14 protein-coding genes are annotated in these 13,362 nt (G+C 47.4%); 6 read left to right on the top strand and 8 right to left on the bottom strand.

Features of this window, described 5'->3' with window-relative positions:
* Nucleotides 1-71: 71 nt before the first annotated feature.
* Nucleotides 72-842 carry an exonuclease domain-containing protein gene (locus ACH3Y6_RS09775; RefSeq protein ID WP_490835421.1) on the bottom strand — a complete coding sequence of 257 codons (771 nt, stop codon included), beginning with the start codon at nucleotides 840-842 and terminating at the stop codon, nucleotides 72-74.
* A gap of 21 nt (nucleotides 843-863) precedes the next feature.
* Nucleotides 864-2,222, bottom strand: coding sequence for a UDP-N-acetylmuramate--L-alanine ligase (locus ACH3Y6_RS09770; protein ID WP_490835420.1), 1,359 nt, complete (start codon nucleotides 2,220-2,222; stop codon nucleotides 864-866).
* Nucleotides 2,223-2,515: 293 nt separating this feature from the next.
* Between ACH3Y6_RS09770 and ytxJ the strand changes: the two genes are divergently transcribed.
* From ytxJ to ACH3Y6_RS09745, 5 genes are all read left to right on the top strand, one after another.
* Nucleotides 2,516-2,848 (top strand): bacillithiol system redox-active protein YtxJ, encoded by a 333-nt coding sequence (ytxJ, locus tag ACH3Y6_RS09765; RefSeq protein WP_490835419.1) that lies wholly within the window; start codon nucleotides 2,516-2,518, stop codon nucleotides 2,846-2,848.
* A 74-nt stretch (nucleotides 2,849-2,922) separates the two neighbouring features.
* Nucleotides 2,923-3,717, top strand: a complete 795-nt coding sequence (locus ACH3Y6_RS09760; RefSeq protein WP_490835418.1) for a sulfite exporter TauE/SafE family protein — start codon at nucleotides 2,923-2,925, stop codon at nucleotides 3,715-3,717.
* A 423-nt stretch (nucleotides 3,718-4,140) separates the two neighbouring features.
* Entirely contained in the window at nucleotides 4,141-4,704 is a 564-nt protein-coding gene (locus ACH3Y6_RS09755) for a YeeE/YedE family protein (RefSeq protein ID WP_490835417.1), read from the top strand.
* A complete protein-coding gene (locus ACH3Y6_RS09750; RefSeq protein ID WP_490835416.1) occupies nucleotides 4,701-5,204 on the top strand; it encodes a DUF6691 family protein in 504 nt (167 codons plus the stop codon). The genes ACH3Y6_RS09755 and ACH3Y6_RS09750 overlap by 4 nt, the downstream gene beginning before the upstream one ends.
* A 1-nt stretch (nucleotide 5,205) precedes the next feature.
* The gene (locus ACH3Y6_RS09745) at nucleotides 5,206-6,165 is read left to right on the top strand and encodes a c-type cytochrome (protein ID WP_490835415.1); all 960 of its coding nucleotides are present in this window, start codon (nucleotides 5,206-5,208) and stop codon (nucleotides 6,163-6,165) included.
* Here ACH3Y6_RS09745 and ACH3Y6_RS09740 read toward each other — a convergent pair.
* From ACH3Y6_RS09740 to ACH3Y6_RS09730, 3 genes are all read right to left on the bottom strand, one after another.
* Nucleotides 6,160-6,675, bottom strand: coding sequence for a GNAT family N-acetyltransferase (locus ACH3Y6_RS09740; protein WP_490835414.1), 516 nt, complete (start codon nucleotides 6,673-6,675; stop codon nucleotides 6,160-6,162). The two genes, ACH3Y6_RS09745 and ACH3Y6_RS09740, sit on opposite strands and share 6 nt — an antisense overlap.
* A 101-nt stretch (nucleotides 6,676-6,776) precedes the next feature.
* Complete coding sequence (locus ACH3Y6_RS09735; RefSeq protein ID WP_490835413.1) at nucleotides 6,777-7,955, bottom strand: acetyl-CoA C-acyltransferase; 1,179 nt, start codon at nucleotides 7,953-7,955, stop codon at nucleotides 6,777-6,779.
* A 71-nt stretch (nucleotides 7,956-8,026) separates the two neighbouring features.
* Nucleotides 8,027-8,872 carry a CvfB family protein gene (locus ACH3Y6_RS09730; protein ID WP_490835412.1) on the bottom strand — a complete coding sequence of 282 codons (846 nt, stop codon included), beginning with the start codon at nucleotides 8,870-8,872 and terminating at the stop codon, nucleotides 8,027-8,029.
* Nucleotides 8,873-9,011: 139 nt separating this feature from the next.
* Between ACH3Y6_RS09730 and ACH3Y6_RS09725 the strand changes: the two genes are divergently transcribed.
* A complete protein-coding gene (locus tag ACH3Y6_RS09725) occupies nucleotides 9,012-9,905 on the top strand; it encodes a hypothetical protein (protein ID WP_490835411.1) in 894 nt (297 codons plus the stop codon).
* A 21-nt stretch (nucleotides 9,906-9,926) separates the two neighbouring features.
* Here the strand turns inward: ACH3Y6_RS09725 and ACH3Y6_RS09720 are convergent, their stop codons facing one another.
* Genes ACH3Y6_RS09720 through ACH3Y6_RS09710 form a run of 3 tightly spaced genes read right to left on the bottom strand, consistent with a single transcriptional unit; the run spans nucleotide 9,927 to nucleotide 13,355 of the window.
* Nucleotides 9,927-10,403, bottom strand: a complete 477-nt coding sequence (locus ACH3Y6_RS09720; RefSeq protein ID WP_490835410.1) for an SRPBCC family protein — start codon at nucleotides 10,401-10,403, stop codon at nucleotides 9,927-9,929.
* A gap of 33 nt (nucleotides 10,404-10,436) precedes the next feature.
* On the bottom strand, nucleotides 10,437-12,953 hold the full coding sequence (locus tag ACH3Y6_RS09715) for a DNA gyrase/topoisomerase IV subunit A (RefSeq protein WP_490835409.1): 2,517 nt from the start codon (nucleotides 12,951-12,953) through the stop codon (nucleotides 10,437-10,439).
* Nucleotides 12,954-12,959: 6 nt separating this feature from the next.
* Nucleotides 12,960-13,355, bottom strand: coding sequence for a hypothetical protein (locus ACH3Y6_RS09710; protein WP_490835408.1), 396 nt, complete (start codon nucleotides 13,353-13,355; stop codon nucleotides 12,960-12,962).
* Nucleotides 13,356-13,362 lie beyond the last annotated feature (7 nt).

Below are 13,362 nucleotides of genomic sequence, written 5' to 3'. Positions count from 1 at the left end.
GGTGAAAGGCTAAATTACAATTAAGATCGTTTTCAGGTAAGAAAAATATTATAAGAAATTGCTATTTTCTATCAGGGTTTCTTGAGCAGGGTACGGTTCAGTATTTCGGTGAGTTTCTGCTTGGTGTTCATGGCAAAGTCACCCTTCATCATCCAGTCGTAATACTGGGGCTCTTCCTTCAGCACCTGAACAACGGGTTTACCCTTGTGTTTTCCGAAATTGAATATTTCCACGCCCTTGTCCTTGATGAACCTGCGGGCAAAATCAACAATATCATCTTCACCGGTGAACTTCACGATACTTTCCACGGTATTACCTATCTGCGGGTAACGCTCCACCTGTGCTTCCAGCACTTCCCAGGTGGCTATGGCATCCACTTCGGCACTGTGGGCACCGTCGAGACTTTTCTGGCAATAAAATTTATAAGCAGCACTTAATGTACGCTGCTCCATCATGTGAAACACTTTCTGTACATCCACCAGCTTACGACCATCAATATTGAAATCCATCCCGATACGCAGGAACTCCTCGATCAGCATGGGAATGTCGAAACGGTTGCTGTTGTAACCTCCCAGGTCGCAGTTCTCGATGAACTGTTTCAGCTCATTGGCGGCCTGTTTGAACGTGGGCGCGTCTTTCACCATTTCATCCGTAATACCGTGTATATCGCTTGATGCCTGTGGTATCGGCATTTCAGGATTGATCAGTTTACGCTTTACCTGGCGGCTGCCATCGGGCGATATCTTAACAATCGCGATCTCTACAATACGGTCGGTACTGATGTTGATGCCGGTGGTTTCCAGATCAACAAAAGCGATCGGGCGGGTTAATTGCAATTTCATTAGCAGGGTACAGTTCTTTTCTTATTGGGTGATCTGTCGGGCAAAAGTAAGCATATCTATGCCATCATAATTACCACTACTCATTAAAACCAGGTTACTGTTCTCAAATGACTGTTTCTGAAGCCAATCCTGCAGTTCTTCCCTGCGGTTCATCACCAGCAGTCCTGTTTTACCAAAACCGGCAATCACTTTTTCGGCGGGCAGGTTGGGCATACGTTTCAGTTCCAGTGCATGCTGTGAATAGAATACCACAGCTGCATCGGCCTTATCCATGGCTCCCTGATACTCCTGCATGAACTGTTCGTTCAGGCTGCTGTAGGTATGCAGTTCCAGCACAGCGACCAGTTTGCGGTCGGGGTACTGCTGTTTAACGGCTTCGATGGTGGCTTTTACCTTACTAGGTGCATGCGCAAAATCGCGGTACACATTTGTATTCGGGCCGGATGCCAGTAATTCCAGTCGTTTGGCGGCACCGGTAAAACCAGAGATCGCCTGTACAAAAGCACCAGCTGTTACGCCCAGTTCCCGGCAGGCGTAATAAGCTGCGGCCAGGTTCATGAGGTTATGGTTGCCAAATACTTTCAGGGTGCCGGTGACTCCTTCGATGGTAACGGATGTCTGTCCGTTGGTGATGGTATGTTCCGGAACCGCATAAGGTTGGTACCGGATATCTTCCCTGCGGTTCTCTTCCACCAGTTTCCGCAATACGGGATCGGATTCATTGTAGATGAGCAGACCGCCTTCCTCGATCTTCCGGATAAAGATCACAAACTGCTCCAGGTAAAATTCAAATGTGGGAAATACGTTGATATGGTCCCAGGCGATACCTGTGAGGATAGCCACATGCGGATACAGAAAATGGAACTTGGGTTTTTTTTCCAGGGTGCTGGCGGGATATTCGTCTCCCTCGCAAACAATGACCGGTGCATCGGTAATGCATACCGACTGATCGAAGCCTTCCAGCCTGGCCCCTACCAGGTAGTCAAAATGCTGTCCCAGCTGCTTCAGCACGTGCATGATCATGCTGGTGGTGGTGGTTTTTCCATGGCTTCCACCCACTACCACGCGCTTTTTCTGGCGGCTTTCGTGGTAAATATATTCGGGGAAGGAATAAATCTTCAATCCGAGTTCCTGTGCCCGGGCCAGTTCCGGATTGTCACTTTTGGCATGCATACCCAGGATAACCGCATCTATATCCTTGGTAATCAATGCAGGTTGCCAACCAACCTGGGCGGGCAACAAACCCTCTGCGGCCAGATTACCCTTTGCAGGCTCGAAGATCTCATCGTCGGTACCTGTTACCTGGTAGCCTTTTCTGTGTAAGGCAATGGCCAATTGGTGCATGACGCTACCCCCTATTGAAATAAAATGAACCTGCATACGTTATTATTTAGTTCCGGACGGTAAATTAACAAAATGTGAACGCCAGATAAGCAACGTTTACATCTGAAAGTTTATCTTTGACCCGATTGCAAAATACAGCCTAAACTCTTATTTAAACACCAAGCATGAAAAAGATTGCACTTGTCTGTCTCACCTTTTTAGTGGCTGCGGTCATCTTCAGCTCCTGCGCACCCAGCCGCAAAGGTTGTCCAACAACCAATCCCAAGTATTTCAGGCAATGGTAGGCTGAACTTTTGATACCCCTTGTTGTTATATCCGAAAGCAATTACATGAACTGGATTCCGCTTACATCAGAAGATCAGTTACAGCTGATCAAAGAAAAATCATTTACCACCCCACAGGTCATTTTTAAACACAGTACCCGTTGCAGCACCAGTAGCATGGTGTTGAACCGGTTGGAACGGTCTGAAGCACCTGCTCATACAGATTTCTATTATCTGGACCTGTTGGCTTACCGGTCATTGTCCAATCAGATCGCTGAACTGTTTCAGGTACATCACGAATCGCCACAGGCATTGGTGATCCGGAATGGAGAATGTGTATACGATGAAAGCCATATGGCCATTACCATGGATGAACTGGCAGAACAGGTGACTGCTTAAACACCCAATAAATTTTCTTTTCACCACCGTAGCTGGATGAATATTCAGCATCTTTGCTGCCTAATAACAAGTACATGGAAATTGCAGGCTACCTGGCCGCTTTGCTGATAGGCGTGTCTCTTGGATTGATTGGCGGTGGTGGTTCTATTCTTACGATTCCCGTACTTGTTTACCTGTTCCAGATCCCGCCTACTCTTGCTACCGGATATTCCCTCTTCATTGTAGGCTGCAGCAGTCTTGCCGGCGCCTATAAGAATTATCGCAGGGGCAATATCAATACCCGGGCCGCTTTGTATTTTGGCATCACCTCCATCCTGACAGTGGTATTGATCCGGAAATTCCTGATACCGGTGATTCCCGAACACCTGCTGGATATGGGTTTCATCACCCTCACCAAATCACTGGCCACCATGTTACTGTTCGCGGTGATCATGATCATTGCCGCTTTGAACATGATCCGGAAACAGCCGGTGCTGTCTGATGAAGAAAGGAACCGCCCCATCCATCTGCCCAAAGCCCTGATCAAAGGTGTGCAGGTGGGTATCCTCACGGGGTTACTGGGTGCTGGCGGTGGTTTTATCATCATACCGGTTCTGATCTTCTCTTTTCACCTGTCTATGAAAGAAGCCATCGGCACTTCCCTGCTGATCATCGCCATGAATTCCCTATTCGGTTTTGCCGGTGACCTGTTTCACCAGATATTCGACTGGCAATTACTCTTACCCATTACCGCTATTGCCATCACCGGCACTTTTATCGGTCGCAGGCTGGGACAGGATCTTCCGGGTGAAAAACTGAAAAGATGGTTTGGCTGGTTCGTATTGATCATGGGAATCTATATCATTCTGCACGAACTTGTGCTGAAATAACAGGCTTCTTCGCACAGGGGGCAGTCAGGGCAAACACATCTGAACTTCCGGATATTCTTTTTGCTGTTTATCAATAGATGATTGGTTGAAATAAATTGTGCTTTACACACAATAAAAAGCATTTTTTGCAGATTTTCACTGGATCTGCGTTTCAGAAAATAGAAAAATCAGATGTGTTTGTCCTGGGATAGATGTCTTGTGATTCAAGAGTTTTGAATTTTTAATTTTGAATTTTAATTTTCACGGCTGGAAGCCTGGGGATAAGCGTCACTCGGCGGAGCCGAGCGACTGCCCCTTATCCTGCATAGGCCCATCCTCAAATAACTGCGGTTGTTACGGCCTTTCATAGAGGCAACAATGCTACACGGAGTTTTTTTTATAATTTACAGTCTCGCAACAACCTCTGTACCCAAATACTTTTTTATGCCTGAATGGTTACAAAAGCCCTGGCCCTGGTATGTGGCAGGCCCCCTGATCGGACTGATGGTACCTTTCCTGTTACTGATCGGTAATAAAACACTGGGGATATCCTCTTCGCTCAGACATTTCTGTGCTGCCTGTTTACCGGCAAAAATTCCTTTCTTCCGTTACGACTGGAAAAAAGAGAGCTGGAACCTGTTCTTTGTGACAGGCGTGCTGGGGGGCGGTATCCTGGCCGCTACTTTTTTGGGTAATCCTGAGCCAGTCGTGGTGCATGAAAAACTGCTGACCGAATTACAGGGATACGGCATCACCGACCACAGCAGCATGATGCCAGTGGAACTCTTTAACTGGCCCGCACTGGCAACCCTCAAAGGTTTCATCCTGATGGTCGTGGGTGGTTTTTTGGTGGGTTTTGGAACCAGGTATGCGGGTGGATGTACATCCGGTCATTCCATTATGGGACTGAGCAACCTGCAATTGGGATCCCTGGTAGCAACGATCTGTTTCATGGCCGGAGGTTTTATCATGGCCAATCTTATTTTACCCTTTATCCTCCAATTATGAGTAACCCGATACAAGAAACAAATACCGATTTTGAAACCCGTTCACTCGATGCGGTCTGTGTGAACAGCAGTGAACTGGTTCATCCCTGGTGGTTTAACCTCAAATACCTGGCTACCGGATTGCTGTTCGGCATCATCCTCACCAAAGCCGAAGTGATCTCCTGGTTTCGGATACAGGAAATGTTCCGCCTGCAAAGTTTTCATATGTTCGGTGTGATCGGTTCTGCGGTGGCCGTTGGCGCATTCTCTGTTTTTATCATCAAGAAATTTGATATCAGAACCATTTACGGTGAAAAGATTGACCTGCATGATCGCCCCTTCAACAAAGGCCAGATCATCGGCGGACTGATGTTCGGTTTTGGCTGGGCGATGACGGGTGCCTGCCCGGGCCCACTGTTCGCACAGATCGGAACAGGTGCTACAGTGGTGGTGGCCACACTTTTCAGCGCCATCGCCGGAACCTGGGTGTATGGATTGGTGAGAGAAAAATTGCCCCATTAAGATGTTGCAGCGTTACAAATGGTTATTGCTTCTTACAGTCATGGTCACAGCTGTGATGATGATTGTATGGTGGAAGACGCCCCAACCTGATCCAGCCACAAGGATGACCAGAGAAGCAGATTGCTGGACAGGTGCCAGTGCCAACCAGTTACCGGTAGATGCGGAAGATTCTCTCATCCGCTATGGAAGGGAACTGATCGTACATACAGCACAGTACCTGGGTCCTGAAGGCAGCGTAACACAGATCAGTAATGGTATGAACTGCCAGAACTGCCATCTGGATGCAGGCACCAAACCCTGGGGCAATAATTATGGCGCCGTAGCTGCCAACTATCCCAAATACCGCGACAGGTCGGGACAGATAGAAAGTATTGAAAAAAGAGTGAACGATTGTTTAGAAAGAAGCCTGAACGGACGATCGCTCGACAGCAGCAGCCGTGAAATGCAGGCTTTTGTTGCTTACCTGCAATGGCTGGGCAAGGATGTGCCCAAGGGAACCCATCCAAAAGGATCTGGCATTATGCAACTCCCGTTCCTGTCAAGGGCTGCTGATCCCGCAAAAGGTTCTGTAGTGTATATTACCACCTGTCAACGCTGCCATGGCAGCAATGGCGAAGGACAGTTGAACAACAAACAGGCAGGTTATGAATATCCGCCATTATGGGGGCCGCACAGTTATAATACGGGAGCAGGTTTATTCCGGCTGTCGAGGTTTGCAGGATTCGTAAAGAATAATATGCCATATCCCTGTAATTATCACCAGCCGCAGTTAACCGATGAACAGGCATGGGATGTTGCGGCTTTTGTGAACTCGCAACCCAGGCCTGTAAAAGATACCCGTAACGACTGGCCCAATATCAGAACCAAACCCTTCGATCATCCCTTTGGTCCTTATGCGGATAGTATCAGTGAACAACAGCACAAATTCGGTCCCTGGAAAGTCACGCCCACCGGCTTATAAGTTCACCGGCCGCTGCATCAGCCAATCACGTTGCACATCATCGCCCAGGATAAAATCGTGTTCCCCGAATTTCCGGTAGCCGAAAGAAGTGTAGAATCGTATGGCAGGCTGGTTGTGCTCCCATACGCCGAGCCAGACCGTATTTTTCTGTAACTGTCCGGCATGACCGATCGCATGCTGCATCAGCAGTTTTCCCACCCCTTTTCCTATGAACGGTTTCCGCACATATAAACGGGATATTTCTATTGCTGCGGAAGAAACGAGCAAATGATGTGAACGGTCCTTGATAAAAAGATAACCGGCAGGGGCCTCATCTGCATAAGCCATGAAAAATAGATTTCCCGGTTCCGAAACTTCTTTCATCAGCTGTTCCTTGCTGAACTGTTCCGCCAGGAATTTATCCATATCTGCCCGGGTATTGTGAACGGCAAACGTGTCGTAAAAAGTCTCCCGGCTGATGTCTGCGATCAGTTCTGCATCTGCCGGCTCAATTGATTTGATCTGGATCATACAAAAAATTACTGCGGAAAACAGGGCCACCCATAGCGATCCCATCCACCGCAGCAAACAATACATTCATTAACAATTAAGAAATTAATAATTAGTAATTACTAATTGTTAATTACTTCCACCACCATCGCACTCGCACCTCCTCCGCCATTACAGATACCGGCAGCACCAATCTTCCCACCATGTTGTTTCAGCACATTGATAAGGGTAATGATGATACGCGCGCCGCTGCAACCCAACGGATGGCCCAATGATACTGCCCCGCCGTGTACGTTCACTTTAGCGGGATCTAACTGCATTTTTTGGGTATTCACGATGCCCACAACGGAAAAAGCTTCGTTCAGTTCGGTAAAATCAATATCACTCATTTGGAGACCGGCTTTGGCAACCGCTTTAGGCACAGCAAGAGAAGGTGTTGTGGTGAACCATTCGGGTGCCTGTTCCGCATCGGCATAACTGCGGATAATGGCCAGGGGTTTGATACCCATGGCATCAGCTTTTGCTTTACTCATCAGCACTACTGCTGCCGCACCATCATTCATGGTAGAAGCATTGGCCGCGGTTACCGTACCCTCTTTGGTAAATGCAGGTTTGAGTTCGGGGATCTTATCAAATTTTACATTAAAAGCTTCTTCATCTTTGGCGAACAGGATGGGGTCTCCCTTACGCTGCGGGATAGGAACAGGCACAATCTCTGCATCAAATGCTCCTTTGGCCCAGGCTGCCTGACTGCGCTGGTAACTTTCTATGGCAAAAGCATCCTGCGCTTCGCGCGATACGCCGCATTCTTTGGCGCAGAGTTCGGCTGCGTTACCCATGGCATAGTTGTGGTACACATCGGTAAGACCATCTTTTGCCAGTCCGTCGATCATAGACACATTACCATATTTGTTTCCCCAACGGAGATTGGGACTGTAGTACGGAACATTACTCATACTCTCCATACCTCCTGCCACCACAATATCAGCATCACCCAGCAAAATACTTTGTGCCCCCTGCGCAATTGCTTTCATACCGCTTGCGCAAACTTTGTTTACTGTAGTGCAAATGACCTGATCAGGTAAGCCGGCAAATTTTGCCGCCTGCCGGGCAGGTGCCTGACCAGTATTGGCCTGGATCACACAACCCATCAACACTTCCTGCACATCAGCTGGCTGGATTCCGGCACGCTCAACGGCCGCTTTAATGGCGATGGCACCCAGTTGCGGTGCGCTGAAATCTTTTAAACTGCCACCGAAACTACCGATGGGTGTACGTACGGCTGAAACGATATAGACCATTACTGTCAACTTTATTTTGGGCTAAGGTACGAAATAACGCTAACAATTGTTAGCATGTAATCCAACTGGCACTATTCGTCATCACTTACCAGTTGGATTCCTGTTTGTGTGAATGCGATCTTGTGCTGTTTATACAGGTTACCGGTGGTCATTTTAAACGTTTTCTTGCTCATCCCGAAGAAATCGTAGATTTCCTGCGGATCGGATTTATCATGATACGGCAGGTAACCGTTATGCTCCTGCAGCAAACGCAGGATCTTTCCTGCCTCATCTTCCACTTTCTGAAATCCGGGTTTACCCAATACCACATCCATCTTATGATCAGGACGTATGGTTTTCACAAACCCCTTCATTTTATCGCCGATATGCAGTGTGGTAAACACTTCATTACTGTGCAGGATAGCTATGTGCCGGTTATTCACGATCATTACATAACCCAGTTCTGACTGGCGGTATACCAACAGGTCTACCAGATCCATCTCCTTCACGGTGAGTTCATCATTACTGAGCAAAGCCTCTATTTTTTCTGTGGCAGCCACCCTGCCGGTCTGCTCATCAATATACAGTTTCACGAGGTACTCGGCGCCTTCGCGCATACCGCCCAGTTGTTTGGTTTTGGGTACGAACAGGTCTTTCATCAGTCCCCAATCGAGAAAAGCGCCCTGTCCGGTGACCGATACGCATTTCATCCTGGCAATCTCACCCACCACGGCTTTGGCTTTTTGGGTAGTAGCAATCAGGCGGTTGTCCGAATCATGGTACACAAATACCTCCAGCTCATCGCCCACCCGAAGAGTGCGGGGCGCAAAACGTTTGGGCAGCAGTATGCCCTCTCCTCCGTCTTCGAGGTAAAATCCAAAATCAACTTTCCGACTTACTTTAAGGGTATTGTATTGACCAACTTGTATGGGTTGCATAGATAAACAGGTTATTCCGTGCTGCAAAGGTACGCTTATTTGCACCAACCCCTTTTTCAAGGGAATTTCACCTGCTTTTTCCAGATGTTAGCAACTTTCAAACCGACACAAAGCTGTCATTCGATATTTTGCGCCTAATATGGTAGCGAAATTCAGGATTTTACTGTTACTGGGCTGTATATCAGTTATCAGTCCCTTGTTTGCACAGCAGGTAAATGGTCATTGGTTTGGTATCGGCAAAATGCAGAACACGCGGGAGTACCACAACTATCTCTCAGAACTCATCCTCCGGCAAAAGGGAAAACAGGTATGGGGTGAACTGGATTATTATTTCAAAGACAGCCTGGTAAAGGTTCCAGTGAAAGGTAGTTTTGATGCCGGCAGCCGCAAACTCAGCCTGCAACCTTTTTCCATGATCTATTACCTCTCGCAGAGCGCCAGGAATAGTATTGATGTGAACATGTCGGGAAATTTTAACCTCCTGGTATCGAAAACAGGATCAGTATTGACCGGCAGCTTATTGCCCGATAACGACCACAGGTATACTGTTCCGGAGATCAACTACCGGTTCACACTTTCGAACGATACCACCGACCTGGTAATAACCGAAGAAATACCAGCAAAGGTCGATACGGTAGTTGTCGTGCCGATCACTCCGGACATACAGGTAACACCCGCGGACGAATTTGCCAAAAGGAGCAAAGTATACACCAAGGAACTGGAACTGGAAAACAATGCGGTACGGATAGAGATCTATGATAATGGTGAGATCGATGGCGATATGGTATCGCTGTACCTGAACAACAAGCTGGTATTACCCAAAGTATCGCTGACACACAGGGCTGTCAGGCTTACGATCAACCTGGATCCTTCCCTGCCCTTCAACGAGCTGAGCATGTTTGCCGAGAACCTGGGTACCAAACCACCCAATACCGCCGCATTGATTCTGTACGATGGCACTACCCGTTATGAGACCCTGCTGAGCAGCGACCTCAGTAAAAGCGCCACACTAAAACTGAAGAAGAAACCATAAAATCCTGTATCATCAGGTTTCTTATTGGTAACTCACCAGTTCTGCCTGCAGTTTCCGGGCCAGCCCTTTGGCACCCCAGCGCATGACCACATTGTGGTTGTAACTGAACGCAGGCCTTAACAGGAAATCCCAATGGTTCATCCATGATTTATTGGTGAATACGATCCAATGATAATGGATATGGGTGATGCCGTCCTGTTCTTCGAACAGCCACTCGCCCTCTCCTTCCAGTTCTCCGGTAGCGATGCCTTTTAGGCGTCTGTATTTTTCCAGCTCGGTCAGCTGCATGTGAAAATCCAGGCGGTAAGGTAATACACTGCGCCAGGTATAACAGCGAATGCCACCCAGCCCTTGTGCATTACCTTTCTCCAGTTCTTTTACAGCAACAACACCCTTCCACCAGTTGGGCCAGTTGAGTGAATCCTCAATGGCGTTCCATACCTGGTGTAAGGGCGCTTTGATCTGCCAGCGGGTTGTGAAAACATATTGTTTAGCCATACATCAGTTATACGGCAAACAACGGGCCGGGGTTTACCCAAAGAGTTCAGGTTGCGCGTTGTCTTCCCGGTGCTTCTGTTCCCATTGCATTTCAATGGTCTTGTTATAATCGGTTAGTTTGGCACCTACCGCTTTCCAGCCCATCACTTCCACCATTTTGGCTACTTTGAATTTGGCCTTGCGTATGGTTTGACCACGGCCGCTCTGTACTTCCAGTATTGGTTCCGGATCGGTGGTTACTGCTTCCAGGCGGTTACCCTCTCCTTCCTTGATGAAAGTGAACTGGGTCTTCATCGTAGTAGTCTCTATCTTGAAGCGTTTGATATTGTATTGCTGTTTGTCCGTATCCAGGTAAACCGCAGTGATCACTTTTTCGGGATCGAATTTTTCGATCAAGGCGATCTTGTCCGGCTCAAAACGCTGGGTCAGTTCCGTATCCGTGAGTTCATAGGAACCGTCGTGATAGAATACAATCACTTTCTCATCTTCAAAACTTCCCAGGTACTGTCCCTTCTCCTCTGTATTCAATCGACCAAACTTATCATCAAACCACAGTTTTCTCCCAGCAAGGGTGCTTCTTCCTGCTTCCTTGAACTTGACGGTCTTGACAGGATACTTGGTTACCTGGTTACCCATGCTGCCGCGTCCTTTTATCTCCAGTTCTTCAAAGAAGAAATCGAATTCTTTGATACGTGCGGTACAATTCGGGCTCAGGATCACTTTCACCACTTCCGCCTCACCGTTCAGATTGGCCGTGAAATAATGTACTTTACTTTTTTCCGACCCCTTGGTCAAATCATATTCCTTATCACGGGTGACGCCGGTTACGTTAAACCGTTTGGCATAACTAACGCCCGATTTACCATCGAGGTAGATCATGTTATAGGTTGTACGCTCATCGTTTTTCTGGAACACGGCGGCATAGATGATATCCTTTCCGATAAATACTTTATCGGAAACCTTCACCACTTTCATAATACCAGACCGGGTAAACGCAATGATATCATCATAATCAGAACATTCGCAGAGGAACTCATCTTTTTTCAAACCGGTTCCGATAAAACCTTCAGAACGGTTCAGGTACAATTTGGTATTGGCGATAGCCACCTGTTTTACCTGGATGGTATCGAATTCCCTGATCTCTGTTTTACGTTCACGACCTTTGCCGTATTTCTTCAGCAACATCTCAAAATAAGCCACGGCAAAATCGGTGAGGTTATCCAGGTCGAATTTTACCTGTTTGATTTCCGCTTCGATGGCTTTGATCTGTTCGTTCAGTTCATTGATATCAAGCCGGTAGATCCTTCTCACCGGTTTCTCGGTCAGCTTCAGGATATCTTCACGCTCAATAGGCCGTTTCAGTTTTTTCTTGAATGGTGTGAAAGCCTTATCGATAGCATCGATCACTGCATCCCAGGTAGCATGTTTCTGCTCCAGCTCTTTGTAGATCTTTTCCTCAAAGAATATCTTTTCCAGTGAGGTATAGTGCCATTTATCTTCCAGCTCGGCCAGTTTGATCTCCAGCTCTTTCTTCAGTAATGCTTTGGTGTTCTCAGTAGATACCTGCAGCAATTCATGTGCCGTAAGGAAATGAGGTTTGTTGTTCACGATCACACAGGCATTGGGCGATATGCTGATCTCACAATCGGTGAATGCGTATAATGCGTCAATCGTAATATCTGGTGAAATACCCGGCGCCAGGTCTATTTGTATTTCCACATCTGCCGCCGTTACATCTGTTACTTTTTTGATCTTAATCTTACCATGATCATTGGCTTTGGTAATACTTTCCATCAATTGCGTGGTAGTAACACCATAAGGTACATCGCGGATCACCAGCGTCTTCTTATCCAGTTCCTCCACATGGGCGCGTACCCGTACTTTACCGCCCCGTTTACCATCGTTGTAATTAGACACGTCGATCATACCCGCGGTCTGAAAATCGGGATAGAGTTCGAATTTCTTCCCGCGCAGGCATTTGATCGAAGCCTCGATCAGTTCACAGAAATTATGAGGTAATATCTTGGTAGACAAACCCACCGCAATACCATCAGCGCCTTGTGCCAGCAGTAAAGGGAATTTCATGGGCAGCGTTACCGGTTCATTCTTTCGCCCATCATAACTCAGCTGCCACTCGGTGGTCTTGTGGTTAAACGCCACTTCCAGTGCGAACTTGGACAAACGTGCTTCAATATATCGCGATGCCGCCGCTTCATCTCCGGTTCTTACATCACCCCAGTTACCCTGTGTCTCGATCAGCAGGTCTTTTTGCCCCAGGTTCACCAATGCATCACCGATGCTGGCGTCACCATGCGGGTGGTACTGCATACTCTGTCCAATGATATTGGCCACTTTGTTGAAACGGCCATCATCCATATCCTTCATGGCATGAAGGATACGGCGTTGCACCGGTTTCAATCCATCTTCAATGGCAGGTACGGCACGTTCCAGTATCACATATGATGCATAATCCAGGAACCAGTTCTTGTACTGGCCCTGCACACCGGTTTCATTCTCAAATATCCTGTTCTCTTTTTTTTCTTTCGCCATAGTAAACTATTTCTGCCCTTGGGCCACTGTTTCTTCCAGCCAGTAAGTGTCTGTCTTACCGTCTTCCAATGTATTCTGTTCTAAAAAAATCATATCCGTATCCGCGATCACTTCATGCCAGGCATACGGGTATACGGTTACCAGTGCCGGAGCTTTTACTTTTTCCGTACCCCGGATCTCAGGGTTACGAACATCAAACCAGTTGATGGTGAGTTCACCCTGGAACAATACCAGTACTTCGGGATTCTTGCCTACCGACAAACCCTTATGGTAATGTTTGGCACTAACTGAACCAGCTTTTCTGAATCCGCATACAAACTGTCCTGTTCTGTCCGTATCAAAATAATGGGTAGGCCCGCGTTCATCTTCTGCCACTTTGGGTAAGGGTCTGATCTCGATCATAGTTCAA

It is taken from the genome of Sediminibacterium sp. FW305-C-269 (genome assembly GCF_058231045.1).
The sequence above is the reverse complement of the archived record's forward strand: the minus strand, read 5'-3'. Positions and strand labels throughout refer to the sequence as shown.

Bases quoted from the DNA above. Each gene is read 5' to 3' on its own strand.
- ACH3Y6_RS09775 (WP_490835421.1), bottom strand. From the start codon at position 842: ATGAAATTGCAATTAACCCGCCCGATCGCTTTTGTTGATCTGGAAACC.
- ACH3Y6_RS09730 (WP_490835412.1), bottom strand. From the start codon at position 8,872: ATGCAACCCATACAAGTTGGTCAATACAATACCCTTAAAGTAAGTCGG.
- ACH3Y6_RS09720 (WP_490835410.1), bottom strand. From the start codon at position 10,403: ATGGCTAAACAATATGTTTTCACAACCCGCTGGCAGATCAAAGCGCCC.
- ACH3Y6_RS09710 (WP_490835408.1), bottom strand. From the start codon at position 13,355: ATGATCGAGATCAGACCCTTACCCAAAGTGGCAGAAGATGAACGCGGG.
- ytxJ (WP_490835419.1), top strand. From the start codon at position 2,516: ATGAACTGGATTCCGCTTACATCAGAAGATCAGTTACAGCTGATCAAA.
- ACH3Y6_RS09755 (WP_490835417.1), top strand. From the start codon at position 4,141: ATGCCTGAATGGTTACAAAAGCCCTGGCCCTGGTATGTGGCAGGCCCC.
- ACH3Y6_RS09760 (WP_490835418.1), top strand. From the start codon at position 2,923: ATGGAAATTGCAGGCTACCTGGCCGCTTTGCTGATAGGCGTGTCTCTT.
- ACH3Y6_RS09745 (WP_490835415.1), top strand. From the start codon at position 5,206: ATGTTGCAGCGTTACAAATGGTTATTGCTTCTTACAGTCATGGTCACA.
- ACH3Y6_RS09750 (WP_490835416.1), top strand. From the start codon at position 4,701: ATGAGTAACCCGATACAAGAAACAAATACCGATTTTGAAACCCGTTCA.
- ACH3Y6_RS09740 (WP_490835414.1), bottom strand. From the start codon at position 6,675: ATGATCCAGATCAAATCAATTGAGCCGGCAGATGCAGAACTGATCGCA.
- ACH3Y6_RS09715 (WP_490835409.1), bottom strand. From the start codon at position 12,953: ATGGCGAAAGAAAAAAAAGAGAACAGGATATTTGAGAATGAAACCGGT.
- ACH3Y6_RS09735 (WP_490835413.1), bottom strand. From the start codon at position 7,955: ATGGTCTATATCGTTTCAGCCGTACGTACACCCATCGGTAGTTTCGGT.
- ACH3Y6_RS09770 (WP_490835420.1), bottom strand. From the start codon at position 2,222: ATGCAGGTTCATTTTATTTCAATAGGGGGTAGCGTCATGCACCAATTG.
- ACH3Y6_RS09725 (WP_490835411.1), top strand. From the start codon at position 9,012: ATGGTAGCGAAATTCAGGATTTTACTGTTACTGGGCTGTATATCAGTT.